The 24,190-nt window shown below is 61.9% G+C and carries 25 protein-coding genes; 6 read left to right on the top strand and 19 right to left on the bottom strand.

Annotated features, from left to right (window positions below; all coding sequences use genetic code 11):
- Nucleotides 1-156: 156 nt before the first annotated feature.
- From QZ522_RS05230 to QZ522_RS05180, 11 genes are all read right to left on the bottom strand, one after another.
- Complete coding sequence (locus QZ522_RS05230; RefSeq protein ID WP_294608388.1) at nt 157-390, bottom strand: hypothetical protein; 234 nt, start codon at nt 388-390, stop codon at nt 157-159.
- Nucleotides 387-1,088: a CbiX/SirB N-terminal domain-containing protein gene (locus tag QZ522_RS05225; RefSeq protein WP_294608385.1), complete on the bottom strand. Its 702-nt coding sequence runs from the start codon at nt 1,086-1,088 to the stop codon at nt 387-389. Before QZ522_RS05225 ends, QZ522_RS05230 begins: the two co-directional genes overlap by 4 nt.
- Nucleotides 1,085-2,632 (bottom strand): cytochrome D1 domain-containing protein, encoded by a 1,548-nt coding sequence (locus tag QZ522_RS05220; RefSeq protein ID WP_294608382.1) that lies wholly within the window; start codon nt 2,630-2,632, stop codon nt 1,085-1,087. Before QZ522_RS05220 ends, QZ522_RS05225 begins: the two co-directional genes overlap by 4 nt.
- Nucleotides 2,607-3,824, bottom strand: coding sequence for a heme d1 biosynthesis radical SAM protein NirJ (gene nirJ, locus QZ522_RS05215; protein WP_294608379.1), 1,218 nt, complete (start codon nt 3,822-3,824; stop codon nt 2,607-2,609). Before nirJ ends, QZ522_RS05220 begins: the two co-directional genes overlap by 26 nt.
- On the bottom strand, nt 3,824-4,315 hold the full coding sequence (locus QZ522_RS05210; RefSeq protein ID WP_294608377.1) for an AsnC family transcriptional regulator: 492 nt from the start codon (nt 4,313-4,315) through the stop codon (nt 3,824-3,826). The genes nirJ and QZ522_RS05210 overlap by 1 nt, the downstream gene beginning before the upstream one ends.
- Nucleotides 4,312-4,761 carry an AsnC family transcriptional regulator gene (locus QZ522_RS05205; protein WP_294608375.1) on the bottom strand — a complete coding sequence of 150 codons (450 nt, stop codon included), beginning with the start codon at nt 4,759-4,761 and terminating at the stop codon, nt 4,312-4,314. The genes QZ522_RS05210 and QZ522_RS05205 overlap by 4 nt, the downstream gene beginning before the upstream one ends.
- Nucleotides 4,758-5,747 carry an AsnC family transcriptional regulator gene (locus tag QZ522_RS05200; protein ID WP_294608373.1) on the bottom strand — a complete coding sequence of 330 codons (990 nt, stop codon included), beginning with the start codon at nt 5,745-5,747 and terminating at the stop codon, nt 4,758-4,760. Before QZ522_RS05200 ends, QZ522_RS05205 begins: the two co-directional genes overlap by 4 nt.
- Nucleotides 5,748-5,750: 3 nt before the next feature.
- A complete protein-coding gene (locus tag QZ522_RS05195) occupies nt 5,751-6,992 on the bottom strand; it encodes a cytochrome D1 domain-containing protein (protein ID WP_294608371.1) in 1,242 nt (413 codons plus the stop codon).
- Complete coding sequence (locus QZ522_RS05190) at nt 6,989-7,288, bottom strand: cytochrome c (RefSeq protein ID WP_294608369.1); 300 nt, start codon at nt 7,286-7,288, stop codon at nt 6,989-6,991. The genes QZ522_RS05195 and QZ522_RS05190 overlap by 4 nt, the downstream gene beginning before the upstream one ends.
- Nucleotides 7,281-8,057 (bottom strand): uroporphyrinogen-III C-methyltransferase, encoded by a 777-nt coding sequence (gene cobA / locus QZ522_RS05185; protein ID WP_294608367.1) that lies wholly within the window; start codon nt 8,055-8,057, stop codon nt 7,281-7,283. The genes QZ522_RS05190 and cobA overlap by 8 nt, the downstream gene beginning before the upstream one ends.
- A 76-nt stretch (nt 8,058-8,133) precedes the next feature.
- Nucleotides 8,134-9,888, bottom strand: a complete 1,755-nt coding sequence (locus tag QZ522_RS05180) for a nitrite reductase (protein ID WP_294608364.1) — start codon at nt 9,886-9,888, stop codon at nt 8,134-8,136.
- Nucleotides 9,889-9,999: 111 nt separating this feature from the next.
- Here QZ522_RS05180 and QZ522_RS05175 point away from each other — a divergent pair, with 111 nt between their 5' ends.
- From QZ522_RS05175 to QZ522_RS05165, 3 genes are all read left to right on the top strand, one after another.
- On the top strand, nt 10,000-12,012 hold the full coding sequence (locus QZ522_RS05175) for a NosR/NirI family protein (protein ID WP_294608361.1): 2,013 nt from the start codon (nt 10,000-10,002) through the stop codon (nt 12,010-12,012).
- A 262-nt stretch (nt 12,013-12,274) separates the two neighbouring features.
- Entirely contained in the window at nt 12,275-12,982 is a 708-nt protein-coding gene (locus QZ522_RS05170) for a Crp/Fnr family transcriptional regulator (protein ID WP_294608358.1), read from the top strand.
- Nucleotides 12,979-13,539: a DUF4202 domain-containing protein gene (locus QZ522_RS05165; protein WP_294608356.1), complete on the top strand. Its 561-nt coding sequence runs from the start codon at nt 12,979-12,981 to the stop codon at nt 13,537-13,539. Before QZ522_RS05170 ends, QZ522_RS05165 begins: the two co-directional genes overlap by 4 nt.
- 14 nt (nt 13,540-13,553) lie before the next feature.
- Here the strand turns inward: QZ522_RS05165 and QZ522_RS05160 are convergent, their stop codons facing one another.
- From QZ522_RS05160 to QZ522_RS05125, 8 genes are all read right to left on the bottom strand, one after another.
- Entirely contained in the window at nt 13,554-13,823 is a 270-nt protein-coding gene (locus QZ522_RS05160; protein ID WP_294608354.1) for a nitric oxide reductase F protein, read from the bottom strand.
- A 4-nt stretch (nt 13,824-13,827) separates the two neighbouring features.
- Entirely contained in the window at nt 13,828-14,376 is a 549-nt protein-coding gene (locus QZ522_RS05155; RefSeq protein WP_294608352.1) for a cytochrome c oxidase subunit 3, read from the bottom strand.
- Nucleotides 14,373-16,310 carry a nitric oxide reductase D protein gene (locus tag QZ522_RS05150; RefSeq protein WP_294608350.1) on the bottom strand — a complete coding sequence of 646 codons (1,938 nt, stop codon included), beginning with the start codon at nt 16,308-16,310 and terminating at the stop codon, nt 14,373-14,375. The genes QZ522_RS05155 and QZ522_RS05150 overlap by 4 nt, the downstream gene beginning before the upstream one ends.
- A 9-nt stretch (nt 16,311-16,319) precedes the next feature.
- Nucleotides 16,320-17,132, bottom strand: coding sequence for a CbbQ/NirQ/NorQ/GpvN family protein (locus QZ522_RS05145; protein ID WP_294608347.1), 813 nt, complete (start codon nt 17,130-17,132; stop codon nt 16,320-16,322).
- 5 nt (nt 17,133-17,137) lie between these two features.
- Nucleotides 17,138-18,502: a cbb3-type cytochrome c oxidase subunit I gene (locus QZ522_RS05140; RefSeq protein ID WP_294608346.1), complete on the bottom strand. Its 1,365-nt coding sequence runs from the start codon at nt 18,500-18,502 to the stop codon at nt 17,138-17,140.
- A gap of 15 nt (nt 18,503-18,517) precedes the next feature.
- On the bottom strand, nt 18,518-18,970 hold the full coding sequence (locus tag QZ522_RS05135; protein ID WP_294608344.1) for a cytochrome c: 453 nt from the start codon (nt 18,968-18,970) through the stop codon (nt 18,518-18,520).
- 620 nt (nt 18,971-19,590) lie between these two features.
- On the bottom strand, nt 19,591-21,027 hold the full coding sequence (locus QZ522_RS05130) for a LuxR C-terminal-related transcriptional regulator (protein ID WP_294608341.1): 1,437 nt from the start codon (nt 21,025-21,027) through the stop codon (nt 19,591-19,593).
- On the bottom strand, nt 21,024-21,836 hold the full coding sequence (locus QZ522_RS05125; RefSeq protein ID WP_294608338.1) for a LuxR C-terminal-related transcriptional regulator: 813 nt from the start codon (nt 21,834-21,836) through the stop codon (nt 21,024-21,026). The genes QZ522_RS05130 and QZ522_RS05125 overlap by 4 nt, the downstream gene beginning before the upstream one ends.
- 182 nt (nt 21,837-22,018) lie before the next feature.
- Here QZ522_RS05125 and QZ522_RS05120 point away from each other — a divergent pair, with 182 nt between their 5' ends.
- From QZ522_RS05120 to QZ522_RS05110, 3 genes are read left to right on the top strand one after another with little or no spacing between them, the layout of a single operon-like run.
- On the top strand, nt 22,019-22,432 hold the full coding sequence (locus QZ522_RS05120) for an ester cyclase (RefSeq protein WP_294608336.1): 414 nt from the start codon (nt 22,019-22,021) through the stop codon (nt 22,430-22,432).
- Entirely contained in the window at nt 22,432-23,607 is a 1,176-nt protein-coding gene (locus QZ522_RS05115; protein ID WP_294608334.1) for an MFS transporter, read from the top strand. The genes QZ522_RS05120 and QZ522_RS05115 overlap by 1 nt, the downstream gene beginning before the upstream one ends.
- Complete coding sequence (locus QZ522_RS05110; protein WP_294608332.1) at nt 23,607-23,981, top strand: amino acid synthesis family protein; 375 nt, start codon at nt 23,607-23,609, stop codon at nt 23,979-23,981. Before QZ522_RS05115 ends, QZ522_RS05110 begins: the two co-directional genes overlap by 1 nt.
- The last annotated feature ends 209 nt before the right edge of the window (nt 23,982-24,190 follow it).

The raw sequence follows: 24,190 nt of genomic DNA, 5'->3' as shown, positions 1-24,190 counted from the left end.
CAGCCCGAAGAAATATATGAAAGGCACCAAGATGTCCTTTGCCGGGCTGCGCAAGGACGAGGATGTCGAAAACGTCATCGCCTATCTGGCGACCTTCGAATAACGCGGCGTTAAATCCATTTTCGACCGTCCCGCATTACGCCGGGGCGGTCGTTTTCATTTGCCTCCCTCGGCCTCATCAATCAGGCCGCGCACCCATTTTGTCACCCACCAGTTCACCGGGATGCCAAGCGGAACACAGGCGATCAGCGCCGTCACCGGGGCGATTGCGGGCAAGCCAATCGCCTGTCCCATCAATCCCAGCATGAACAGGTTGATCGCCACGGCCAGTGCGGTGAACGGGTAGAGCAGCAGGTAAAGCCGCGTCAGATTGGGGCCGGTATCGGTCATGCGTTGACCCTCGCGACCTCCAGCGCCCGCGCCACCAGCGTGGCCACGCCGGACGCAGCACCAATCGGCTCAAGGCAGACGCCCTGAAACTCGGCCAGGTCCAATGCCTCGGGGATATCGTCGACCACATGCCCCCCCCTTGCGGCAAAGAACGGCAGGCAGATCGCGCACGGTCCAAGGTTGAACGCCATATCGGCCAGATAGGGCGGCTCTTCCACAAAACCCACACGCATCTCGGCCAGCGGCACCAGCCCCGCAAGTGCCTTGGCAAACTTTTGTGTATCGCGCGCCGAATTCCTACTGCGGCCCGAGCCATGCGCGGCAATGAAAAGCCGGGTTTCCTGCGCCGTCCAGGCCTTGCGCCGCAATACATCCCGCAGCAGATCCGCAGCCATGCCCGGAAGGCCCGGATCAAGGCCAAGCGGCGGCAGCACGCGGGCCTGCCGGTCATCCAGGCGCTTGATCAGCTCATCCCCGGTAAACCAGCCTGCGGTCATGAACATCGGATAAATCAGCGGATGCCGCCCCGCCTTTTCAAGTGCGAGGTCCAGCGCGCCGGGCTTGGCCAGCGTGGCGCTGCCCACATGCCAGCCGGGCAGGAGGCTTGCCACGTCGCTGGCAAAGCCCGCCAGTTTCGCTTCGGCCGGATCCGGATCCGAGGGCTGCCCATGGCTCACGATGATCGCTTGAGCGGTCAATGGCTTGTTCCTTCCGAGAATGTAATCTTGTTGAAAACATTGTATTTTCCGGACGGCTTGCGCATCGGCAATCGCGTCACCTCTTCCAGGGTTGCGGCGTCATAGACAATGACCGCGCCGTCGTTCTCCCAGACCGAGACAAGCGCATGACTGCCATCGCGGGTAAATTCGACATGCGCCACCGTTGCCCCCGGCACCGGGCGCAGGGTTTTGACAATCTCAAGACTTTCCTTGTCGATCACATGCATCACGTCCCTGTTGGGCCCAAAGAACACGTCTGCCCAGAAATAGGGTGAATTCTCGTGACTTCTAAGGAAAAAACCGGGGCCATCGGTGGGTATGGTCTGGATCACCTGCCAGGTTTCGGTGTCGATCACCGATAGCATGCCCTCTTTCAGATGCGGCGTTGCCATGACCCGGCGCCCTTTGCGCATCCAGGATATGCCCGATCCCAGATGTGGCATGCCGGGCAGGGGCAATTCGGCAATCTCGCGCCCGACGTTCAGGTTGACAACCACGCCGCGCCCGGTATTGCGCGCCGCGCCCATCAGGTTGCGGTAATCATCGGTGAAAAAGAAATCATCCAGCGGTTCGCTGATCTCGATCCGGCGGCGAGCAAACAGGCCCTCGGATGACGGGATTGCCTCGATCATGCCCTTTTCGCGGCTGTGGACAAACCCCTCATAGACCGGATCGGCCTCGGGGTCGGTTGCCACCTCCCAGATCTCGGGGGTGTCTTTCAGGGCCAGGATAAAGCTCTGGCGTTGCGGGGCCTGATACACCGCCGACACCCGGCTCTGTGTGCCATCCTTGCCCACAACCGGCATGACATGCTCGACGCGAAGGTCGTCGGTCGACAGCAGGCTAAGGGTCATCGGCAGGTAATTGGCCACCGCCAGATGCTTGCCATCGGCACTTATGGCGATGTTGCGGCTGTTCAGGCCAGCGCGCACCCGCCCGACCTGATGCAGCGACCAGATATCGTATTTCTGCACCCAGCCGTCGCGAGACATGATGAAAACATAGCGCCCGTCCGGGCTGAATTTCGGCCCGCCATGCACGGCGAAAGGCGTTTCAAACCGATCCAGAACCTCAAAGGTATCGCCATCCAGAACGCTGACATGATGATCCCCGGTTTCCACCACCAGCGTGATATTCAGCGGATCGGCGTCAAACACCGGCGTATCCGCAGCGCTGTATTCGGGGTCAATCCAGCGGGTTCCTGCAATCTCTTCGGCGCCCCAGACCGGCACCTGCGCCAGCGGCGTTTTCACATAGGCGGCGAGGGCGGTGATCGTTTCAGGCGTAAGTGCTTCGCCAAAGGCGGGCATCTGTGTGGCGGCGCGGCCATGGGCAATCACCTCGGCCACCTTGGGACCGCGCATCCGCCCCAGGGTCTCGGGGATCAACGCAGGACCGCTGCCACCCAGCCGATCGGCCCCGTGACAGGCGGCGCATTCGGTGCTGTAAATCTGCGCCGGATCGGCCTGTACGGGTGCAGCTGCGAGCAAGAGCGCGCTAGTGAAAGCGGTGAATCGGGTCATGTTTCTTGCCTTTGAACGGGGTTACGGTCAGGCGCTCGCGCGCACCTGTCACGCCGATGTCTCGGTCGCTCAGATAACAGGCCGGATCTTCGGCCCAAGGGTCGCCGGTCAGTTGCAGCGCGCGAATGCGGGTATTGCCGCCGCAAACGGATTTGAAGGCACAGGCCCCGCAGCGCCCCTTGAGAGGGCGGGGCCGCAAGCGCAGTTGTGCCAGCATCGGATCGTCACCTGTCCACAGCGTGGAAAACGGCGTCGTCTTGACGTTTCCAACGGTATAATCCGACCAATAGGTATCGGGATGGACCCGTCCCAGCGTGTCGATATTGGCGACGCCAAGCCCCGAGGAATTGCCCCCCCAGGCCTCAAGATGATCGCGCAAGTTAGCCACGCGCGCCTCGTCAAAGTGCCGCTCGGCCCACCGCAGCATATAAACCGCATCGGCATCGTTGTTGCCGGTCACGATATCCAGCGGCGCATTCTCGGCGACACCCACCCAGGCGCGATCAATCAACTCGTCCAGGGCCTTGCGGGTATGGGCATGCACCGCGTCTTCGCCCCGGTTCTTGTCGCCGCGCCCGGCATAGACGAGATGGCTGAGGTAGAACTTGTCTACGCCCTCGTCATCGCAAAGCTGCAACAGATCGGGCAATTGTGCAGAGTTGTCGCGGGTCAGGGTAAAGCGCAGGCCCACCTTGATCCCGCGCTTCTTGCACTCGCGCACCCCGCGCACCGCTTGCTCAAACGCCCCGTCGACACCGCGAAACCAGTCATTGGTGCGTCCAATCCCGTCAATTGAAATGCCGACATACTGAAACCCGATTTCGGCCACCCGGTCGGCGGCCTCGCCATGAATTTTAGTGCCATTTGTGCTTAGCGCCAGAAACCGGACCTTTTTGCGCGCCGCCTCGGCCAGCTCGAAGAAATCGAACCGGCCCATCGGCTCGCCGCCCGACAGGATCAGCGCAGGAATGTTGAAATCCCCCAGATCGTCCAGCACGCCCATTGCCTGTTCATGGCTCAGCTCGCCGGGAAAATCGACATCCGCCGAGACCGTATAGCAATGGCGGCATTTCAGGTTGCAGCGCCGCGTCAGGTTCCAGATGACCACCGGCTTGACCGGCCCGCTGCCGCGCCGCGTGCGCACCGGTGTCGGCGCTACCAGCTGTTGCATATATTCCGAGAGGCGAAACATCAGCGGACCTCCTTTGACCGCAGCCGCAAACCGGTCTTTTTCAAAATGCGTGTCGAATAGAGAATGTCATGACCGCGACAGGCCCCGCCCAAAAGCGTGGCAACCTCCTGGCGCTTGCTCTCGACCTCGTCGCGGTCGCTGCCGTGGATCATTGCAAACAGGTTATAGGGCCAGTCGGGCAGGGCGCGGGGGCGCTCGTAGCAGTGGCTGACATAGTCCAGCGCGCCGACCCGCGCGCCAAGGTCGGTCACGCGGGTGTCTTCGATGTCCCAGACCGACATGCCATTGGCCACCATCCCCAACGCATAGTGGTTGGGGGCGACGGCAATCCGGCGAATGATGCCGCTGTCCTGCATCAAGCGCAGGCGCTCGCAAAGCTCGCTTTCGTCAAGTCCCAACTCCTGCGCCACTGCACGGTAGGGTTGCGGCACAAGCGGCAGGCCCGCTTGCGTGGCGGCGATGATCTGGCGGTCTGTGGAATCGATGCTCATGCGGCTACCCTGAATCTGATGAAAAACTCCTGTAGTTTCGGGAAACGGAGCACGCGCAGCCCCGTTTCCCGCTCGAGGGAGTTGGCCACCGTCTCGATCTCTGCGGCAGTTTCCGTTGCCAGAACGAACCACATATTGAGAGGGTGACTGCGTTCATAATTGTGCGCCACTTCGGGGCGGGCATTGACTTTAGTCATGACCGTTTCAAAATCCGCCTGCGGCACCGTCATGGCACAGAGACAGAACGCCCCGCCCATCGCCTCGGCGTCAAAGAACGGGCCAAACCGGGTGATGATGCGTTCGGTTTTCATCCGTTCCAGCCGGGCCAGAAGATCGGCCTCGTCCAGCCCCAGATCCTGCGCCACGACCAGAAACGGATCGGGTGTGATCGGAAAGCCTTCTTGCAGATGATTGAGGATCAGGCGGTCGATGGAATCCAGTGTCATGCGATTGTCCTTTCCTGCGCCACAAGGGCGCCGGTTTGTTTGAAGCAGTGGCTGGAAAACAGCACCAGATGGGGGGCGCCCCGCAGGTCGGGCAGGGCGGCGGCCTCTGCCAGCCGTGCAAGCGCCTCGTTGCGGCTTTGGGCGTGGATCATGGTATAAAGCCTGTAGGGCCAGACGCCCGCGACAGGGGTGCGCTCGTAACACAGGGTGACACCGGGTTGGGCGGCCAGCATCGGCCCGGCGCGGGTGATTGCATCATGTGGCAGGTCCCAGACAACCATCGCATTGGAGCGCCAGCCAAGCGCCCGGTGGCGCACGATGATCCCGAGCCGCGCGATGATCCGCGCGGCGCTCAGCACCCTGATCCGCGCCATCACCTCGGTCTCGCTGCGCCCCAGCGTGGTTGCGATCCCTGCATAGGGGCGCGCGTCGAAGGCCAGGCCGCGCATCAGCGCCTGTACGATGTCGCGGTCGCCCCTCTGCAAAACGGTGGTGTCCGGCGTCTGGAGTAGCCGCGCACACCGGGTTTCGCCGCGCAGGCTAAACCCCAGATCAAGGTTGAAGGGACGCACCAGCCGCAGGTCGAGCACGCGCAGCCCGCTGCGCTGCGCGATCCGGGCAAGGGCGGCATCCACATCCGCCCGGCTGGGGCCGGTGGCGACAAACCACAGGTTCCAGTCGTTTTCGCGCAGGTACGAGTGGTTCACCCCCGGTTCTGCGCCGATGATGGCCGCCACCTCTTCGATCCGGTCCTCTGGTGCGGCCACGGCGGCGAGGGTGCTGGCCGATATGGTGTTGGGTGCACAGGTGGCGCCCAGCCGGGTAATCTGACCTGCCTCGACGCGGGCCCGCAGCCGCTCGATCACATTCGTCTCGCTGGTGCCAAGGACCTCTGCGAGCACACCAAAGGGACGTTCGGTGATGGGAAAATCCCGCTGCCAGTCGTTCAGCAGCGCGCGGTCGATCGGATCACTCACACCTCTCATCGCTCAAAGCCCCATGCGATGGGCACGGGCAGTGAAAAAGATGCCAGAGGGGCTTTCAGCGGTAATTTCCCCCAGTTTCTCAAAGGTTTCCGTGTCATAGATCATCACCTTTCCCGCGTCGCGCACCGATAGCCAGACCTCGTGACCGCGCGGGGTAAATTCCATGTGCAACACGCCGGGGCCGGGGGTGAACTTGTGAATGACAGCTTTGGTCACGCTGTCGATCACCTGCACCGTGTCGTTGAGAGGATGGGCGAAATTCACCCAGACATGGCGCCCGTCAGGGCGGGACATGGCAAATACCGGCTGTCCGTGAGTGGGGGTTCTGCCGGTTTCCTCCAGGTTGCGGGCATCGACCCAGAGCACCTCGTGCTGGCCCATGGCGGGCAGTACGAAATCCTGCCCCGCAAGGGCCCAGCCCTCCAGATGCGGCATTTTGTAGACCGGCAGCCCAGCACGCCCCTTGGCATAGCCGGGCAGGATGCGCCGCGGCTTGGGGGACTCTTGCCAGAGGTCCAGCGCGCTCAGGTGATCCTCGCCGAACAGCCCGGCGATATAGGTGCGCCCGTCGCCTGTGACCAGAGCGTCATAGGGGTAGGCGCCCATGCCCTTGATCCTGGTGATCTGCGGGGTCCCGCCCGAGAGATCGGCAATCCATGTCTCGCCTGTGTCCCAGAGCGAGAAGACAAACCTGCTGCCTGGAATATCCACAAGGCCGATGGTTTTGCTGTCTGTCGGGATATCGGCCACCATGGCGAGTGTCTCGGCATCAAAGATCCGCACACCGCCCGGTTCGTAGTTCGAGACCGCCACGAACCGCCCGTCATCCGAGATCGCGCCACCAATCGAATTGCCCGCCTGCATGACGCGGTTCACGACGGTCTGCGCCAGAATATCGACCTTGGTCAGCCCGCCGTCACGGCCAAAAACATAGGCAAAGCGTTCGTCCGGGGCATAGACCAGCGAGGCATGGCTCAGATCGCCAAGCCCGGTGATACGCCCGATGCTGGCGCGCTCGGACTGATCCACCACCAGGAGCGAGCCGCTGGCGCGTTCCACCACCAGGCCGAGGTCGCCGGTGGCCTGCGCCGAGGCGGGAAGCGATGGCGCCCAAAGCGCAAGAGCCGCCAGTGTCAGCGCAAGCAGGCGGGCGCGGATGCCTCCGGCGGGAGTATTTCCGGAATGGTGAAAGCCTGGGTGGCGCAGGTTTTCAGCCGCGTTCCGTGACAGGGGGGCAGGGGTCATTTGCTTTCACCTTCAAGAAGATAATCGGCAATCCAGGCGGCCTCATCCTCGCTTAAAAGGGGGCGCCAGGGCGGCATCGGCGTGCCGGGGAGGCCGTCAAGGATAACGGTTGTCAGGTCTTCGGGCCGATAGTGCGTGAGAGCCGAGGGGCTGATATCGGGGCCAAGCCCGCCCCTGAGCGTCATCCCGTGGCACGAGCCGCAATCCTGATGCACCAGCCGTCTGAGGCTTTCCGGATCAGCGTCGGCCAGAGCCGGGGCGGCGATGAGTGCCAGTATGATGGCTGGCCTATTCACCTGCCATGACCTGAAGCATATCCACCGGCAGGGCATCGGTTTCGTGGCAGAGCGAAACCACATGCCCGATCACGAACAGCACCGGCGCGCGCAGCGGGCTTTGCGCAATGTCCAGGCCGATCCGGTCCAACCGGGACAAAAGCCGGGTCTCGCGCGGGGTGGTGACATTTGACACCGCCAGCACCGGCAGGGAACCCGGCAACCCCTCACGCATCAGATTGAGGGCGATTTCGGCGATATTGGCCACGCCCATATAGATCACAAGCGTGGTGTCCTCACTGGCAAGGCTTTTCCAGTCGAGGTCAAGCCGGGCATCGGCGGCGCGGTGGCCGGTGACATAGCGCACCCCGGTGGCCAAACCGCGGTGTGTGAGCGGGACGCCGGTGGCGGCGGCCATGCCCTGGGCTGCGGTGATGCCGGGGGCGTAGTCCACCGCAATCCCGCGCTCCATCAGATAGGCGGCCTCTTCGGAACCGCGCCCGAAAATCAACGGATCGCCCCCCTTGAGGCGGGCAACCGTCAGACCGTCGCAGGCCAGCTCGTAGAGGATTTCGTTGATCCGTCCCTGCGGCACGGCATGGTATTTGGGGGCCTTGCCAACCGGCACCATTTTGGCGGCCGGTGGCGAGAGGGCCAGAATTTCGGAACTGACCAACCGGTCATAAACCACCGCACCGGCGCTTTTCAGCATGGTGAGCGCGCGCAGCGTCATCAGGTCGACGGCACCGGGACCGGCCCCGATCAGATGGACTTTGCCTTTCGCGGTCATGGTGCGGGCTCCTTGGCTGGCCGTCAGATATCATGGGGGAGTCCGGGGGCCCGGCATGGGCCCCCGGTGCCGCGCGTCAGTAGACGTCGGCGCGTGTGTTATAGACGTTGAATTTGCCCGTCGGCGTGATCAGGCGCGGGTCCTTGATCACTGTCTTGAGCTCGAGCGTCTTGTCGTCAACCACGACGATGGCGGATTCCAGATCCTTGGCGTTCCACACTGAGAACCAGATCTCATCGCCGGCCTTGTTGAACTCACCCTGGACAACACGGGGCTGGCCTTCGGCAATTCCGGCCCATTCCACGATGGGCAGCACCGTGAATTCCGGCTCTTCCTCGGCCAGATCCGCCACCTTGAATACCGCAACCGAGCCTGAAACTTCGGCATCGGGGTTGAGCGGCGCATCGACATAAAGATGCTCGGAGGCGGGGTTGGTTTTGACGAACAGCGATCCACCCCCCAGACCGTAAAGCTGTTGCACCATCTTCCACGCCTGATCAGGATGACCCTCGGGATCGGTCCCGATCAGGGCGATGGTATCGTCGCCCAGGTGCGAGGTGGCCCAGACCGGACCGTAGGTCGGATGGACCAGGTTGGCGCCGCGCCCCGGATGTGGCGTCTGGCCTTCGGTCTCGATCACGGAGACAAGCGAGCTTTCCTTGGTGTCGATCACCACGACTTTGCCGCGCGCATTGGCGGCCGTCAGGAAGTAGCGCTGTGTGCTGTCCAGACCGCCATCGTGCAGGAAGCGTTCCGCGTTGATCTCGGTGATCTTGAGGGCTTCGATGTCGGAATAATCCACCATCAGGATCTTGCCGGTTTCCTTGACGTTGACCAGAAACTCGGGCTTGTAGTGCGACCCCAGGATCGCCGCAACGCGCGGCTCGGGGTGATAGTTTTGCTCGTCATAGGTCATGCCACGGGTCGATTTGATCCGCAGCGGTTCAAGCGTATCGCCATCCATGATCACGAATTGCGGCGGCCAATAGGCCCCGGCAATCGCGTATTTATCCTCATAGCCCTCGAATTTGGAGGTCTCGACCGAGCGTGCCTCGGCCCCGACCTTGATCTCGGCCACTGTGGCCGGGTTTTCCATCCAGAGGTCGATCATGTTGACCTTTGCGTCGCGGCCGATCACGAACAGATAACGCCCCGAGGCTGAAATCCGGCTGATGTGTACGGCGTAACCGGTCTGGAGGACCGTCTTGATCTCATAGCTGGCCCCGTCAATCAGGGCGATCTCGCCCGAATCGCGCAGGGTCACCGAGAACAGGTTGTCGATGTCCCAATCGTTCATCTTCTCGGTCGGGCGGTCTTCGGGGGCCACGTGCACCTTCCAGCTGGCCTTCATTTCCGGCATGCCGAATTCTGGCGGGGCAGGCGGGTCAAGCAGGATGTAACGCGCCATCATATCGACTTCTTCTTCGCTCTGATCGCCCGAGGTGCCCCAGTTGGGCATGCCCGCAGGCGAGCCGTAGGTGATGAAGTCCCGGATGTATTCAAAGCCGTTTTCGCGGGTCACATCAGGAGTCAGAGCCTTGCCCGTTGCCCCCTTGCGCAGCACCCCGTGACAGCCGGCACAGCGCTCGAAGTAGATCGTGTTGGCCTTTTGGTATTCACTGGGGGTCATTACCGGGTCGCCGGGTTTGCGGCCCGGAATTTCAACCTGAATCTGGCCGAGCGTTGTCATGCTGGGCTGATAGGCCGCCGAAGCGTCATCCCCATGGTCCGCCGGCTTTTCCTGCGCGATAGCGCCGGAAGCCGCCAGCCCGAGGGCAATGGCGGCGCTCGACAAGAGCGTTACGCGCCATGTGGCATTCTTGGGTTTCATTTGGGTTACTCCAATTCCGCTGGTGAGGCCTTTCAAGAGTGGCGCGACGGCGCGCGCGCTTCCTTGACTTTAGTCAACGCTTTGGCGGCGCGGCGGGGCGACAGTTGCCGCATGATCCGCATTGCCCTTTTCATCGGTTTTCACCTCTGGCTTGCACTTGCCTCTGTCGCGCTGGCGCAGGGCGCTGATGGTGCGGGGGCTGCGGCGGTGCCAAGCCAGGCAATTGCCGCCGATCTGCTTGGGCTGAAAGAGCCACTCACGTTACAGCATCAGAGTGATCCGGTGCCCGGCTGGGTGGTTTCTGATGCCTCCGGCACGCGGGGGTATATCGCCTCGACTTGGGCGGTGACGGGATCGGTCGGATACTCCGGGCGCCCGTTGGATGTGCTGGTGGCGATCGACACAAAGGGGCGCATTGGGGGGGCCAGATTGATGCGCCATGCCGAACCGATCCTGACGCTTGGCCTGTCGGATAGCGATATCGCCCGGTTTGTCGGTGGTTTTGCCGGGGTCGATCTGTCCGATCCCGAGGGGCCCGGAACAGGCCCTGACATGCCCGATATCATTTCGCGCGCGACCGTCTCGACCGGCGTCATCCGCGACTCGATCCTGCGCACAGCACGCACGCTGGCGATTGCGCGGGGCGTTCTGCCCGGCGGTGGGATCGACAGGGTCAGCTATGAACCAAAGAGCTGGGCGGCGCTTGTGGCGCAGGGCGCGATCACCCGCCGCACTGTCACGCTTACCGAGGCCAGCCGCGCGATGGCCGGCGCCAAGGTGCCGGTGCCACCGGGCGAGGCGCCGTTCATTGATCTCTACATGGCGCTGATTGATCCGCCGAGCATCGGACGAAACATTCTTGGACAACAGCAATTTACCCGCACGGTGGGCGCACTTAGGCCGGGGGAAACGGCGCTTTTCGTGGCCTCTTCGGGGCTGACCTCACATCGTGGCACGGCATGGCGGCGCAGCGGTGTGTTTGACCGGCTGGTGGTGGTACAGGGGGATACCCGTATCGCACTGGTCAAACCCGGCTATGTCAGGGTCGACGATCTGGATGCCCCGGATGCGCCCGACTTTAAAGAACGGAGCATTTTCCACCTGCCCGGTGAGGGCTTTGATCCCCTTCGGCCCTTCTCGCTTGAACTGACAGCCTCGCGCCGCTCGGAGACGGGCGAGGTAAGCTTGACCACGCGGCTCGACTATGTCCTGCCGATTGCCCACACCATCGCCCCCCCGGTGGAGCAGGCGCCGCTCTGGCAGTCGCGCTGGATTGAAAAGCGCCATCAGGTCGCCAGCGTGATGGTGATGATGGCGTTTCTGACGCTGATCCTTTTGCTTCAGGAATGGCTGGTGCGCCGACCGCGCCTTTGGCTGGGGCTGCGGCTTGGGTTTCTTGGTACCACGCTGATCTGGTTGGGCTGGGTTTTGAATGCTCAGCTGTCCGTGGTGCAGGTGGTGGCCTTTGTGCAATCGCTGCTAAGCGGCTTTCACTGGGAGGTTTTCCTGATCGAGCCGGTGATTTTTACCCTCTGGGGCGGTGTGGCGCTTGGCCTGCTGTTTTGGGGGCGCGGCGTTTTTTGTGGCTGGCTTTGCCCGTTCGGCGCCCTTCAGGAGCTTAGCAATCTGGCCGCGCGTCGCTTGCGCGTGCCGCAGATCAACGTGCCCCACGCAATCCACGAGCGGCTCTGGATTATCAAGTACACGCTCTTTCTGGCGATCCTTGCACTTAGCTTTTACTCGATGGACCTCGCCCTGCGACTGGCCGAGGCCGAACCCTTCAAGACCGCCATTTCCATGCGGATGATGCGGGCCTGGCCGTTTGTGGCCTTTGTTCTGGCGCTGCTTGTGGCCGGGCTTTTCATCGAGCGGTTTTATTGCCGCTATCTGTGTCCGCTGGGGGCGGCGCTTGCGCTTCCGGCAAAGCTCAAGGTGTTCGACTGGTTGCACCGGCGCCCGCAATGCGGTCGCGAATGCCGCTTGTGTGAAACCAAATGCACGGTCGGGGCGATTGATCCGCTTGGCCGGATCAATGCCAACGAATGTGTGCTGTGCCTGCGCTGTCAGGTAGTGATGAACGATGCCGCAACCTGTCCGATTCTCAAGCGCAGGGCGCGCAAATAAGCCACAAACGCGCGATTGCCGTTCCGAAACTGTGCTTTGTGAACCTAACCGCGTGTTCCGTCTGACCGACGGTTTCCAAACCATTTTCCCCTGATCCTCTGGCAGGTCCGGCTTGGCCTCGATTGCGCTTCGGGCAACGCCCTTTCATGCCGGGCATTGACCGGACTCTTCGGAAAATTGGCACGTGTCACAGTCCGGACGGTGTATTTGCCTGCAATCTCTTGTATATCGAAACAGTGCAACGAAACATAAGATTGAGCCAATGAAGAAAACCGAAGCTCTTGTCATCGCCAGAGAGTCGCTCTTGCTGCGCAGCCTGCCGGCTCCCGTGGCGGACAAACTTCTTTCGGATGCCACGTTTAAGGATGTATTGCGCGGTGAGACTGTCTTTCTTCAGGGGGACCGGGCGCAGGTCATCCATGTGGTTCTGGATGGTTGGGTCAAGCTTTACCGCGTCTCCCCCAACGGAAACGAAGCGGTGGTGAATGTGTTTACTCGTGGCCACAGCTTTGGTGAGGCGGTCGCCTTTCGCCAGCAACCCTATCCGGTTTCCGCCGAAGCGGTGAGCGATTGCGCCTTGATGCTGATATCTGCGCGCAGCTTCATTTCGATCCTTGAGCATGAGCCAGAGCTAAGCCTTGCGGTCATTGCTTCGACCTTTCAGCACCTTCATGACCTCGTGGCGCAGGTGGAACAGATTAAGGCCCAGACCGGCGCGCAGCGGGTTGCAGATTTTCTGATCCGTCTTTGCAATTGCGAGGCCGGAGCCTGCGAGGTGACACTGCCCTATGACAAGGCGCTGATTGCCGGGCGCCTGGGGATGAAACCCGAAAGCCTGTCACGGGCCTTTTCCAAGCTGAAAGCCGTGGGTGTGCGTATCTCGCGCCATCAGGCGGTGATCGAAAACATCCAGGCGTTGCAGGACTACGCCGAGAAAGACCCCGCCGATTCGTGGAGCAAGGAGCTGTGAGTAAACTGGAAATTGCCCTGGCAAGGATTGATGCCGCCAATGCCCATGACCCGGACACAAGCCAGGGGCAACCGGCGGCACAGCTTTACGGTCAGCGAATGAGCGCAGAGCTTGACCGGCTTTTCCCCGATGCCTCGGAGCCGTTGAAGATCGCGGCGCGGGGCCAGCATATCGAACGTTGGGTCCTGAAAAGAAAGGACTTTCCCGAGGGCCGCGAAGGATACCTGACTTGGCGCACCGAGTTGGCCAAACATCACGCCACCCGCGTGGGCGAGATCATGCAGGATGCCGGATATTGTGACCAGGACATTGAGCAAGCCGGGAAAATGATCCGAAAACAAGGCATCAAGCGCGACGCAGAGGTGCAGGCGCTTGAGGATGTGATTTGTTTCACCTTCCTGAAGTGGTATTTCGCTCCGTTTGCCCCCACTCAAAGCCCTGAAAAGCTTGATACCATCGTCACCCGGACCGCGAAAAAGATGTCCGCAGAGGCGCGCGCACGGGTTTTGAAGGAATTCGATCTGCCCGGCGGGCTGGCGGAAAAATTCGCGATCTGACGGGCGGTGCCGCGCTAAAGCAGGCCCGGCAAAAGATAAAGCCCAAGCAACAGCAGACAGAAAGCCCCAAGCGACATCCCGAACCCGCGCCGCCAGAATGGCGCGGCATCAAGCCCGAGGTAGGACGACAGGATAATGCGCGCCTTGAGCCAGGCCAGGCTCAGGACAAGCACGCCCGCCACTGCTTCGAGCGCCGGCGGCCAGTGCCAGAGCGAGATCAGTGTCGCACCAAGGCTCAGACACATGAGTGCGGCCCAGGCGCGCAAGAGGGGCGCGCGGATCATGGCATCACCTGAGCAGATAGATGACCGGGAAAAGGATCACCCAGACCAGATCAACCATATGCCAAAAGGCCGCCCCGGCCTCGATGTTGCGGGGTGAATCCTGCCACGCGACCAGCAAAAGGATGACGACCCCTGCAACCACATGGGCCGCATGAAACCCGGTAAGCAGGTAGTAGAAGGTAAAAAACGGATGCGTGTCCCAACCGATGCCAGCCGCCGATTTTCCCAGAAATTCAAAGCCCTTGATCAACAGGAATACGACGCCAAGAAGTGCCGCCGACACAAGGGCAAGACGCGCGTGCCCGCGCTGCGCGTCTTCGCGCAGCCGCAGCGCCCAGGCGGCGAGCGCGCCACTGGTCACAAGGACCACCGTGTTGATCCCTGCGCCGGTGCGGTAGAGCATATCCTGCGCTGCGGCAAAACCCGCGGGGTCCGTGACGCGCACAGCGAGAAAAGTCGCCAGCCCGGCCCCGAAGACCAAAAGTTCGCTGACGATCAAAACCCAGATCATAAGGTCGCCGGGCAACTCGTCAAAAACGCTTGTGTCGCTCATCCCCCGACCAGTTCGCGATAGATCAGCGGCAGCGCCTCGGTCAGGCGCTCGGGGTTGGGGATCACATGGAAACCGCCGCGCCCGAACATCCTCGCGAACCAGCTTTTGGCCTGTTTGTCGACGGTGATGCCAAAGACCGATTGCCCGGCGCGACGCGCCTCGCGCACGGCCATGGCGGTATCCTCGATCCCGTGGCGCCCCTCGTAGTGGTCAAGATCGTTGGGCTTGCCATCGGTGATGACCAAAAGCAGGCGGCGCTTCTTGGATTGCCCGGCAAGCTCGGTCGAGCAATGACGGACGGCCGCGCCAAGGCGGGTGTAAAAGCCGGGCCGAAGCGCGCCGATCCGCTGTTCGATCAGACCGGTCATCGGCTCGCCGAACGCCTTGCAGGTCTGGATGTAAACCCGGTCGCGCTTGAGCGAGGAAAAGGCATGGATGGCAAAATCGTCGCCGCAGGCGTCAAGCCCCCAGGCCAGGGCCGCAAGTGCTTCGCGTTCAATATCAATCACCGCGCGATCGCCCACGGCACTCTCAGTCGAGCGCGACACATCCAGAAGGATCGACACCGCCAGATCGCGTGCCTGCGGCCGGGTTTGCCGCCAGATGCGTTCGCTGCCCGCGCCATTGGCCAGAATATCAACCCGCGCCCGCACGGCGGCCTCCATATCAAGCTCATCTCCGTCAAGCTGACCGGGGATCGACACGCGACCGGGGCGCAGGGCCTCGAACTGGCGTTTGACATGGGTGATCCGACGCATGGCGCGCGGATCGTTGCGAAAGTCGGGTATCTCATCACCCGATGGGGCGGTGCTGTGCAGAACCCGCACATGATCGGGCAGATAGGCGCCGGTGCGCACGTCCCATTCCGGGTAGGTGATCGTGCCGGAAAGCCGTTCGCGCTCGACATCTTCCGGGGCAAGGTCAAGGTGAAGCTTCAACCGCGTCGCCGGGGCCTTGGAGATCTGGCCAAGACCGATTTCATCTTGATCGTCGGCGGCTTTCTTGGCGCTGTCCGGGTCGTCATCATCAACCCGGCGGTTGAGGTTCAGGAACTCGGCCCAACTGAGGATCGCCTCGAATTTATGCAGGATCAGGCTGTCGCGGCGCTCGGCCTGATCGGCGTTGCGTCGGCGCGCGCGGTGGGTACGCTCGCTTCCCTCTTCGGGCGGGCCTTCGGTGTCCCGGCTTTCAACCTCACTGCTGGCCGAAAGAACCAGTTCGCGCAGATCAGGCCAGAGCGGCACCGGCTGAAACGGGCGATAGCCGCGCGGCGCGGCGATCTGCGAGAGGTCACCCGTTTCGAGCGCGGCGCCAAACGTCACTGCGCGCGGTCCAAGTTCGGCTGGATCGCCAAGAAAGTGGCGCACGAGCGCCTCGACGGCCTGTTCGTCGCGCGGCAGCGTCTGAGAGGGGCGGCTTTGCAAGACCGCCGCCCGCAAACCCGATTGCAGGGCGCGTAGTCCCGGTGCCTCTGCAAGTGCGGCACGTGTCATGGCTTGGGCATCGCGGATCGCCAACAGGTCGGCGCGCAGAGGATCGTCTTCGCGGATATGCGCGGGCGCATAGGCAACGGCGGCGGTAAGCCAGAGGTAGAGCGCCCCGTTGGCGGCCCGGTCCGGAAAAATCGCAAGGCTCTCGGGAAGGCGCAGCACCTCGCCATCAAAGCTGGCGCGCGGGATGAATTCCGCCTCGGTTCCCATGCGCCGCAGGAACGTCAGGCGGTGTTGGCTGACCTCGGGCGAAACCGGGCGGATTTCGACCGATGGGGCGCCCCCCAGCCCGCGAAAAAAGACTGCCAGCCGCCCGCTGACCTCTGAGAGATCAACCGCGGCTCCGTGATGCACCTGTGGTGCATCGAGGCGACTGGCAAAAGCGTGCCACAGTTTCCCGATGGTTTCTTCGGGTTCCCATGGCTCAAGTTCGATCCGGGTCATGGCCATGCCTCACCCAAAGACAGCCGTGACCAGATCGAGGAGCCCGCGTTTCACATCCGCATCATCGGTAAGCGGTTCGATCATCGTCGCCTCTATGGCGTGATCAATCGGCATGCCCTGAGCGATGAGAGTTGCGGCATAAATGACAAGACGGGTGGAAACCCCTTCTTCAAGGTCCTGCCCTTTCAGCGCGCGCAGCTTGCCGGCAAGGCGCACCAGAGGGGCAACACGATCCGGCAAGAGACCGCTTTCCTGTGCGACGACCTCGATTTCGAGGTCGGGCGCCGGAAAGTCGAACTCCATCGCGACAAATCGCTGCCGGGTCGAGGGTTTGAGGGTTTTAAGAATATTCTGATAGCCCGGATTATATGAGGCAACGAGCATGAAACCGGGTGCCGCCTCAAGCTCTTCTCCGGTGCGGTCGATAGGAAGGATGCGCCGGTCATCGGTCAGCGGGTGCAGCACCACGGTGACGTCCTTGCGCGCCTCGACCACCTCGTCGAGATAACAGATCGCCCCCTCGCGCACCGCGCGGGTCAGGGGGCCGTCCACCCAGACGGTTTCGCCCCCCTTGAGCAGGTAGCGCCCGATAAGATCAGCCGCCGAGAGGTCATCATGACAGGCAACCGTATAGAGCGGACGCCCAAGCCTTGCGGCCATATGGGCCACAAAGCGGGTCTTGCCACAGCCGGTCGGCCCCTTGAGAAGGACGGGCAGGGCGTTGTCAAAGGCCGCCTGGAACAGCGCGCATTCATCGCCCTGGGCGAGATAGAACGGGGCGTCTGCCGCCCCGTTCCGGTTTCGGGTCATGGATCCATCCATCGGCTTCACTCCGCTGCAACCGTGGCATCAGTCGAGATCACCTCTTTGCGCGGCATGAGCAGCGCATAAAGGAAGAGGAGCACGCCAAGGAAAACCACCACGCCAGAGCCAAGGCGCATCCAGTAGAAGATGGCGATCTGATCCTGAACATCCATGTAATAATCCCCGATCACGCGTTGCATGTGAGTCTGAACGGTGCCGGCGAATGTCAGTGTGAAGGTCATGAACACCATGCCCCCCGACATCAACCAGAACGAGGCCATGTTTAGAACCTGGTTATAGGGATCGCGATTCCGCAGGATCGGCATCGCATAAGTAAAGATCGCCAAGTTCAGACAGACATAGGCGCCATAAAATGCCAGGTGCCCATGTGCTGCGGTGATCTGGGTGCCGTGGGTGTAATAGTTGACGCCGTGCAGTGTGTGCAAAAAGCCCCAGACCCCGGCCCCGAAGAACGCCAGCGTGGCACAGCCCAGTGACCACAAAAGCGCGGCCTTGTTGGGGTGATCGCGGCGCCCCTTCCAGACCATGACAAAGGCAAAGGCCATCATCGCGAAGAAGGGTACGATCTCGAGACTGGAAAAGATCGACCCGATCCACTGCCAATAGCCCGGCGAGCCGATCCAGTAATAGTGGTGGCCAGTGCCCAGGATACCCGAGAACAAGGCGGCGGCGACAATGACATAAAGCCATTTTTCCACCACTTCACGGTCAACCCCGGTCAGCTTGAGCATCAGGTAGGCCAGGATAGAGGCCATGATAAGTTCCCAGACGCCTTCGACCCAGAGGTGCACGACATACCACCAGTACTGCTTGTCGAGCGACAGGTTCTCCGGGTTGTAAAAGGCAAACAGGAACAAAAGCGCCAGCCCCCAGAGCCCCAGCAACAGGATATTGGTGATCGCGGTCTTGCGCCCCTTAAGCACCGTCATGGTGACATTGTAGAGAAACAGCAAAGCGGCCACGACGATCCCGGCCTTGACCCATTTGGGTTGTTCGAGAAACTCGCGCCCCTCCTTGCCCAAAAGCCAGCTGCCCTCAAACAGGTTGAACACATAGGTCAGCACCACGCCCAGGGTGCCGACAACAAGGATGATCAGTTGCAGGTAGGCGATCTTGGGAGAGTGGATTTCGCGCTCGGCCTCCTCGGGAATCAGGAAATAGGCGGCCCCGAAAAAGCCCAGAAGCAGCCAGACGATCAAAGAGTTGGTGTGCAGCATGCGCACGATGTTGAACGGCAGCAGTTCCGACAGGGTATTGGGCACGACATAAATCAGCCCTGCAAGCAGCCCGCCCAGGATCTGAACCAGAAAGAGCGCCATTGCGACGCCAAAGTAGGCCATCGCGATTTTTTGGGATTGGTATTTCATTGGAATGGTCCTTTCTCAGCCCGCATCGTTCGGGGGCCAGTCCTGTGCGTCGATGGAATCGACCCACCGCAGGAAATCGGCAAGCGCACGGGTTTCCTCGGCGTCCAGATCAAAGCGCGGCATCTGCCGACGGCCCTCAACGCCGCTTGGCTGTGCTTTCATCCAGCCGTCGAGCATCTCGAATGCGCCATCCGGGTCGTCTGCCACGCCCCAGCGGGTTGTCACATTGGCCAGTTCAGGCGCAAAATAGGCCCCTTCGCCCATGATCGTATGACAGTTGATACAGGCATGTTTCTCCCAGAGACGTTTGCCATGCGCGACGCTTTCGGTCAGCGTTTCAGCGTTCGTTGAAGTGGTGACGATATAGCGGTGCGAATGTAGCGACAGTCCCAGGAAGATGATGATGAAGAACAATGACCCGCCATAAAAAATATTCCGGGCCATGCTCTTGGTCATGACTTCGCGCATTGCGGTCTCCTTTGCGCCTTGATGCGAATGCGCTTACTCTGCGGGCCGCTGGCGCGGTGATCCTTGACCAAAGTCAACGCCAGAGCCGCGATTGGTTAATTAGGGTCCTGATCTCGGACCCAAGAGCGAAGAGCACACTCTCTCCACAAGGCGGTTGGAGGAGGCGGTATTCCCAGCAAGTGCAAAGACCAGCTTGAATTACGCCGGATGCTGTCCAGAAGATGGGGTGTACCTTGGGCGGATGGGATGCCGAAAAGCCGTGTTAAGCTAACATTTTCAATGGTAATGGCGGTGAGACAGGCAGCCGTGGTGTAATCCCATGCATTCTCAGAAAGCCCCAAAAGTATATCAATATCAGATATATCGTACGATCACGCGTCCCAACTGGACTTGTTGAGATCTCCACAATCCCTTACTGTTTGAGGGACAAGAAGGGGGACACATATATCAAGTGTCCGTACTAGGTCGAGATCAGGACGGCCACTCTGTGCGGCTTTCGTCCGCTCGGTCCGCGAGTCGGGAAATGCCACGATGGCGGTGGACTTGGGCTAATGTTTCGGGGCAAAGCGTCTACAAATCTAGGGCACCTCAACGGACCTTCGCTGCACGTCATTCGAATGTCAGGTCTGCGGCTCCGCAGCAAATCCCGCAGCACAAAGCCGGTCTCGAAATTCCTGCATCTTCGCTGGGTCCCGCAGCGGCATCCGTTCGGCATCCGCGACCGAGATGCATGGCAGCGCCGCATGGCAGGCCTCGACGGCGTCGCGCGCCGGTTCTGATCGCCCGAGGGCAACGTGACTTGCCGCCAGCAGGAAATGCGCGAGATACCAGCGTGGCATGCGATGGATTGCGCGTTCAGCCCAGAGGATCGCCGTGTCGAAGTTGCTGGCGGTGTAATGGGCCAACGCCAAACCCGAGAAGCGAAAGAAGATACTGGGGTCACGAGGGTTCATCCGGATCGCGATTTCTTGGTTCGCGATGGCGTCTTCTACCCGGCCGGCGATGGCGAGAGCGGTGCCGAGGCTGCCATACGCGAGCGAACAGTTGGGGTTGAGATCAACCGCACGTTCAAGGGCCGCGATCCCTTCATCGAGACGGTGCAACCCCCAGCAACTGATCCCAAGCGCCCAATGCGCATACTCGTTGCGGTCGTCGAGCCGCGTGGCGCGGCGGCCAAGGGCGTAGGCCGCTTCCATGGCAGGGCCCGGGTCCTCGACGAAACCCAGAATGGCGATGTGATGGTTGATCAGCGACAGTACCATGTTCGCCTCGGCGCTTTCAGGGTCGAGTGCCAGGGCGCGTTCGAGCAGGGTCTTGGCCGAGGCATAGGCCTCCGGCGTGAAATCATATAGCAGGTGCCAAGACCGCATGGTCAACTCCCATACGGTCAGGTTCGGGCGGTTCAGACGCTCGACAGGTGCCTCGACGGTGCTGAGATGTACGATGGTCTGGATCGAGGCAACAACCTGCCGGGTGATCTCGTCTTGCAGGTCGAACACGTCCTCGATGCGGCCATCGTAGCGCTCCGACCAGACATGCCCGCCGGTCAGCCCGTCAATCAATTGTGCGGTAACCCTCACCCGCTCGCCTGCACGGCGGACGCTGCCCTCCAGAACGAAGCGGACGCCAAGCTCGGCCGCGACGCGCCGGACATCGACGTTTTCGCCCTTATAGGTGAAGGTCGTGTTGCGGGCGATGATGAATAGCCAGGGCGACCGGGACAGGGCGGTGATGATGTCGGCGGTGATCGCATCCGAGAAGTACTCCTGACCGGGATCGTCCGACATGTTCGCGAAGGCGAGCACGGCGATCGAGGGCTTGTCGGGGCGGGGCGGCAGGTCTGAAGATGGATCAGCGGGCGTTGATGCCTCGATCTGCGCCCGCAAGTCGAGCTTCGTGGAGACCCCGAGTTTCCGGTAGATCGTGGCAAGATGGGTGCGTACGGTCGAGGGGGCGAGGTTAAGGCGGTCGGCGATCTGCTGATAGGTCTCGCCACCCGCGAAGGCCTCTGCGATCTGTCGTTCACGAGGGCTCAGAGGATCACCGGTGACGTTCATGCTGGGGGTGGTTCTTGCCGCAAGGCACCGATCATCCGTGCGTTGTCGAGCGCGATGACACTTTGGTCGGCAAAGGTCTGCGCGAGCGTGGTGGCCTGCGCACCGAAGGGCCGGACCGACTGCCGGTAAATCGTGAAGGCGCCGACCAGGCTATCGCTCGACATCATCGGGATGGCGACGAAGGATCGAGCGCCACCGAGCATGGCGGTCGCATAACGCAGCGGATCGTCGGTCTGGAATATTTCCTCGGCCCGAACGTCATAGATGTTCACGACCGCATGGCTTGCCGCCAGCCGGCCGAGACCGGTGCGTGGGCCGGCCGTGAAGATGCCCTGCGTGTCGAGCCAGTCCCTGAACGGCTCAGGGATGCCCCGTGTGTGGCTGGCCGCGTATCGCCCTTGCCCACTATGCTCAAAGAGAATACCGAACTCCGCCTCGCATAGGTCGAGTGCAAAACCGAGGATCGACGACATCACGGCGTCGACGTTGCCGCGCGACCGGCTGATGATGCGCAGCACCTCGGCGAGCGCCTGCTCGCGACGTAGCGATTCCTCGAGGCTCAGAGCCAGTTCCGAGATGACGGCCGCGTGGTCCGTTTGCATCTCCGATGTCGGCAGAGCACCGCCCAGCCGGGCATGCAGGTCCAGCTTGGAAGACACTTCGAGCTTGCGGTAGATCGTCGCGAGATGGGTGCGCACGGTCGAGGGGGCAATGCCCAGCCGCGCCGAAATGGCCTGATAGGTATCCCCCTGCGCATAGGCGGTGGCGATCTCGATCTCGCGGGGGCTGAGAGTTTCGTCGGGCGACACGGGCTTGGCACATCCATCTGAAGGGCTTCTCCCGATCCTGCGGGAGCGGGAGTTCTGAATCAATCCTTCAAATGCTGTAGCAGAATACTGCACCATCGGGGCGCAGAATACAGCAGCTGACCGATATGCCATGCCCGAGGATGGGCGCATCCTGATCCCATCATCAATAGGGAGACGGATCAATGACGGTTGAACAGACAGCACGGACCTTTTTCGAAGCCTGCGAAACCGGCGGCGGCTGGGAGGCCTGCAAAGGCTTTTGCCACGCGGGGGCAAGCTTTGCCTGCCAGGCCGAAGCGCTTGCCGAGACGACCACTCTCGAAGGCTACACCGAATGGATGAAGGGCCTCTTGGGTCCGATCCCGGACGGGCGCTATGACCTGACCGCCTTTGCCTTGGATGCGGATCGCCGCACGGTGGTCGCCTCGGCTGTGTTCCACGGCACCCAGACCGGTGCGGGTGGACCGGGCGCGCCGACGGGCAAGCCTGTCGCCTCGGACTATGCCTATGTCATGCGGTTTGACGGAGACCGCATCGCGCACATGACCAAGATCTGGAACGACGCGCAGGCGCTGCGTCAACTGGGCTGGGCGTGATGCGCTGGCGCATCTTGGCGCTGCTGTTCGCCGCCCGCGTCGGCTTGGGGTTTCAGTTCCAGACCATGGGCGCGGTCGGCGGAAACCTGACGGATGCGTTCGGCCTGGACAATGCGCAGATCGGTCTCATGATCGGTCTGTTCATGGCGCCGGGTCTTTTTCTGGCCCTGCCTGCGGGATTTTCTGGTCGGTTCGCTTCGGATCGCGTTCTTGCCGGGTTTGGGCTTTGCGCGCTGGCGCTCGGCGGTGCGCAGTCCGCGATGGCGTCCGATCCCGCGGGCATCGGGTTTGGACGTGTCGTTTCCGGGGCCGGGTTCCTGTTCGCCACGCTCTATTTCACCAAGATGGTGGCGGACTGGTTCGAGGGGCACGAGATCGCCACGGCGATGAGCATCCTGGTGATGAGCTGGCCCTTTGGAATTGCCATGGGACAGGTCGGGCACACCTGGCTGGCCGAGGTCCATGGCTGGCGCGCGCCCTTTGCCGTCGCGTCGGCTTGGTGCGCGGTGTCGGCCATTGCCGTCCTGACCCTTTACCGTCCACCGCATGACCTCCCCGCTCGCATCAAAAACCGGATCAAGGGACTTTTGCCAAGGGAATGGGGGCTGATCGTCCTGGCCGGCGCCGCGTGGGGCGTGTTCAACGCGGGCTATGTCGTCTACCTAAGCTTCGGCCCAGGCATGCTTGCGGCGCAGGGAATGGGCACGCTGGCAGCGGCCTCTGTGATCAGTGTCGGCAGCTGGCTGATGATCCTGTCGGGTGCCGCCTGCGGACAGATCGCCGACCGGTTCGGGCGGCGTGAGACGATCCTCGCCGTCTGCATGACAGGCGCGGTTCTGGCCCTGATGCTGCTGAGCCTGCACGGCGCCGGGCTGGCGGCAAGCCTGCTTTTCGGCCTCGTGGGAATGGCACCTGCCGGCGTCATCATGGCGCTGGCGGGTCAGGCTGTCGCACCCGAACGACGGGCTTTTGGCATGGGGGTGTTCTTCACCGTCTATTATGCCATCATGACGGCAAGCCCGCCGGTCGCCGGCTGGCTCCTCGACCGAACCGGGGCGCCTGACAGCACCATCCTTTTCGGCGCTGCGCTCTTTGCCCTTGTTTTCCCTATTGCCGTTCTGTTCCGGATGCTCAAGACCGGAACCGCCACCGGGCCAGTAAAGGAGACCGCCTGATGCTGATCCGAAAGCAAATGCTGATCCGGGACCGGACCGAGACCGACGAGATGGGCGCTCCCTGCGCTCCGCTCACCCGGGTGGCGGCGCTGGCCGTGCTGCGCAATCCCTGTGCCGGGGTCGATCAGGACGAGCTGATAGAGTTGTTCGAATATGGCGCAACGCTGGGCGCGCAACTGGCTTCAGAGGCCATGGCCGTCCTCGGCGCGCCGCCCGTCAGCTACGGCAAGGCCGCCATCGTCGGTGCCCTTGGCGCGGCTGAGCACGGCGCGGCACTCTTGCATCCGCGACTGGGAAAACCCGTGCGCGCAGCGATCGGCGGCGGTCATACCAATTGGCCAACCCCCTGCCGTGGTCTATTGGCAGAGAAATGAAACGGCCGACCCCGATCAGAAACTGCAAAAAATAGCTTAAACTGCGCCGGAAACTCTCCAACGAATAGGGGAGTAGGCCGACTGTTCATCCCATTCGCTCATAGCACCCTTGAACCTCATTGATTTCGATCAATTGAGCAATGCGATTGGCGTTTATAAATTAAAGTCAGGATAGGCTCACATCGCCCTATTTTGCGCCAGGTGGATCA

Source organism: uncultured Roseovarius sp., assembly GCF_913054395.1.
GTDB lineage: Bacteria > Pseudomonadota > Alphaproteobacteria > Rhodobacterales > Rhodobacteraceae > Roseovarius.
This window is presented reverse-complemented; position numbering and strand designations above follow the sequence as displayed.

What these genes read in the sequence shown, in the direction of transcription:
- QZ522_RS05140 (WP_294608346.1), bottom strand. Translation starts at nt 18,502, where the DNA reads ATGAAATACCAATCCCAAAAAATCGCGATGGCCTACTTTGGCGTCGCA.
- QZ522_RS05120 (WP_294608336.1), top strand. Translation starts at nt 22,019, where the DNA reads ATGACGGTTGAACAGACAGCACGGACCTTTTTCGAAGCCTGCGAAACC.
- QZ522_RS05155 (WP_294608352.1), bottom strand. Translation starts at nt 14,376, where the DNA reads ATGAGCGACACAAGCGTTTTTGACGAGTTGCCCGGCGACCTTATGATC.
- QZ522_RS05205 (WP_294608375.1), bottom strand. Translation starts at nt 4,761, where the DNA reads ATGACACTGGATTCCATCGACCGCCTGATCCTCAATCATCTGCAAGAA.
- QZ522_RS05210 (WP_294608377.1), bottom strand. Translation starts at nt 4,315, where the DNA reads ATGAGCATCGATTCCACAGACCGCCAGATCATCGCCGCCACGCAAGCG.
- QZ522_RS05160 (WP_294608354.1), bottom strand. Translation starts at nt 13,823, where the DNA reads ATGATCCGCGCGCCCCTCTTGCGCGCCTGGGCCGCACTCATGTGTCTG.
- QZ522_RS05200 (WP_294608373.1), bottom strand. Translation starts at nt 5,747, where the DNA reads ATGAGAGGTGTGAGTGATCCGATCGACCGCGCGCTGCTGAACGACTGG.
- QZ522_RS05110 (WP_294608332.1), top strand. Translation starts at nt 23,607, where the DNA reads ATGCTGATCCGAAAGCAAATGCTGATCCGGGACCGGACCGAGACCGAC.
- QZ522_RS05170 (WP_294608358.1), top strand. Translation starts at nt 12,275, where the DNA reads ATGAAGAAAACCGAAGCTCTTGTCATCGCCAGAGAGTCGCTCTTGCTG.
- QZ522_RS05220 (WP_294608382.1), bottom strand. Translation starts at nt 2,632, where the DNA reads ATGACCCGATTCACCGCTTTCACTAGCGCGCTCTTGCTCGCAGCTGCA.
- QZ522_RS05150 (WP_294608350.1), bottom strand. Translation starts at nt 16,310, where the DNA reads ATGACCCGGATCGAACTTGAGCCATGGGAACCCGAAGAAACCATCGGG.
- cobA (WP_294608367.1), bottom strand. Translation starts at nt 8,057, where the DNA reads ATGACCGCGAAAGGCAAAGTCCATCTGATCGGGGCCGGTCCCGGTGCC.
- QZ522_RS05115 (WP_294608334.1), top strand. Translation starts at nt 22,432, where the DNA reads ATGCGCTGGCGCATCTTGGCGCTGCTGTTCGCCGCCCGCGTCGGCTTG.
- QZ522_RS05130 (WP_294608341.1), bottom strand. Translation starts at nt 21,027, where the DNA reads ATGAACGTCACCGGTGATCCTCTGAGCCCTCGTGAACGACAGATCGCA.
- nirJ (WP_294608379.1), bottom strand. Translation starts at nt 3,824, where the DNA reads ATGTTTCGCCTCTCGGAATATATGCAACAGCTGGTAGCGCCGACACCG.
- QZ522_RS05135 (WP_294608344.1), bottom strand. Translation starts at nt 18,970, where the DNA reads ATGCGCGAAGTCATGACCAAGAGCATGGCCCGGAATATTTTTTATGGC.
- QZ522_RS05230 (WP_294608388.1), bottom strand. Translation starts at nt 390, where the DNA reads ATGACCGATACCGGCCCCAATCTGACGCGGCTTTACCTGCTGCTCTAC.
- QZ522_RS05195 (WP_294608371.1), bottom strand. Translation starts at nt 6,992, where the DNA reads ATGACCCCTGCCCCCCTGTCACGGAACGCGGCTGAAAACCTGCGCCAC.
- QZ522_RS05145 (WP_294608347.1), bottom strand. Translation starts at nt 17,132, where the DNA reads ATGGATGGATCCATGACCCGAAACCGGAACGGGGCGGCAGACGCCCCG.
- QZ522_RS05175 (WP_294608361.1), top strand. Translation starts at nt 10,000, where the DNA reads ATGATCCGCATTGCCCTTTTCATCGGTTTTCACCTCTGGCTTGCACTT.
- QZ522_RS05180 (WP_294608364.1), bottom strand. Translation starts at nt 9,888, where the DNA reads ATGAAACCCAAGAATGCCACATGGCGCGTAACGCTCTTGTCGAGCGCC.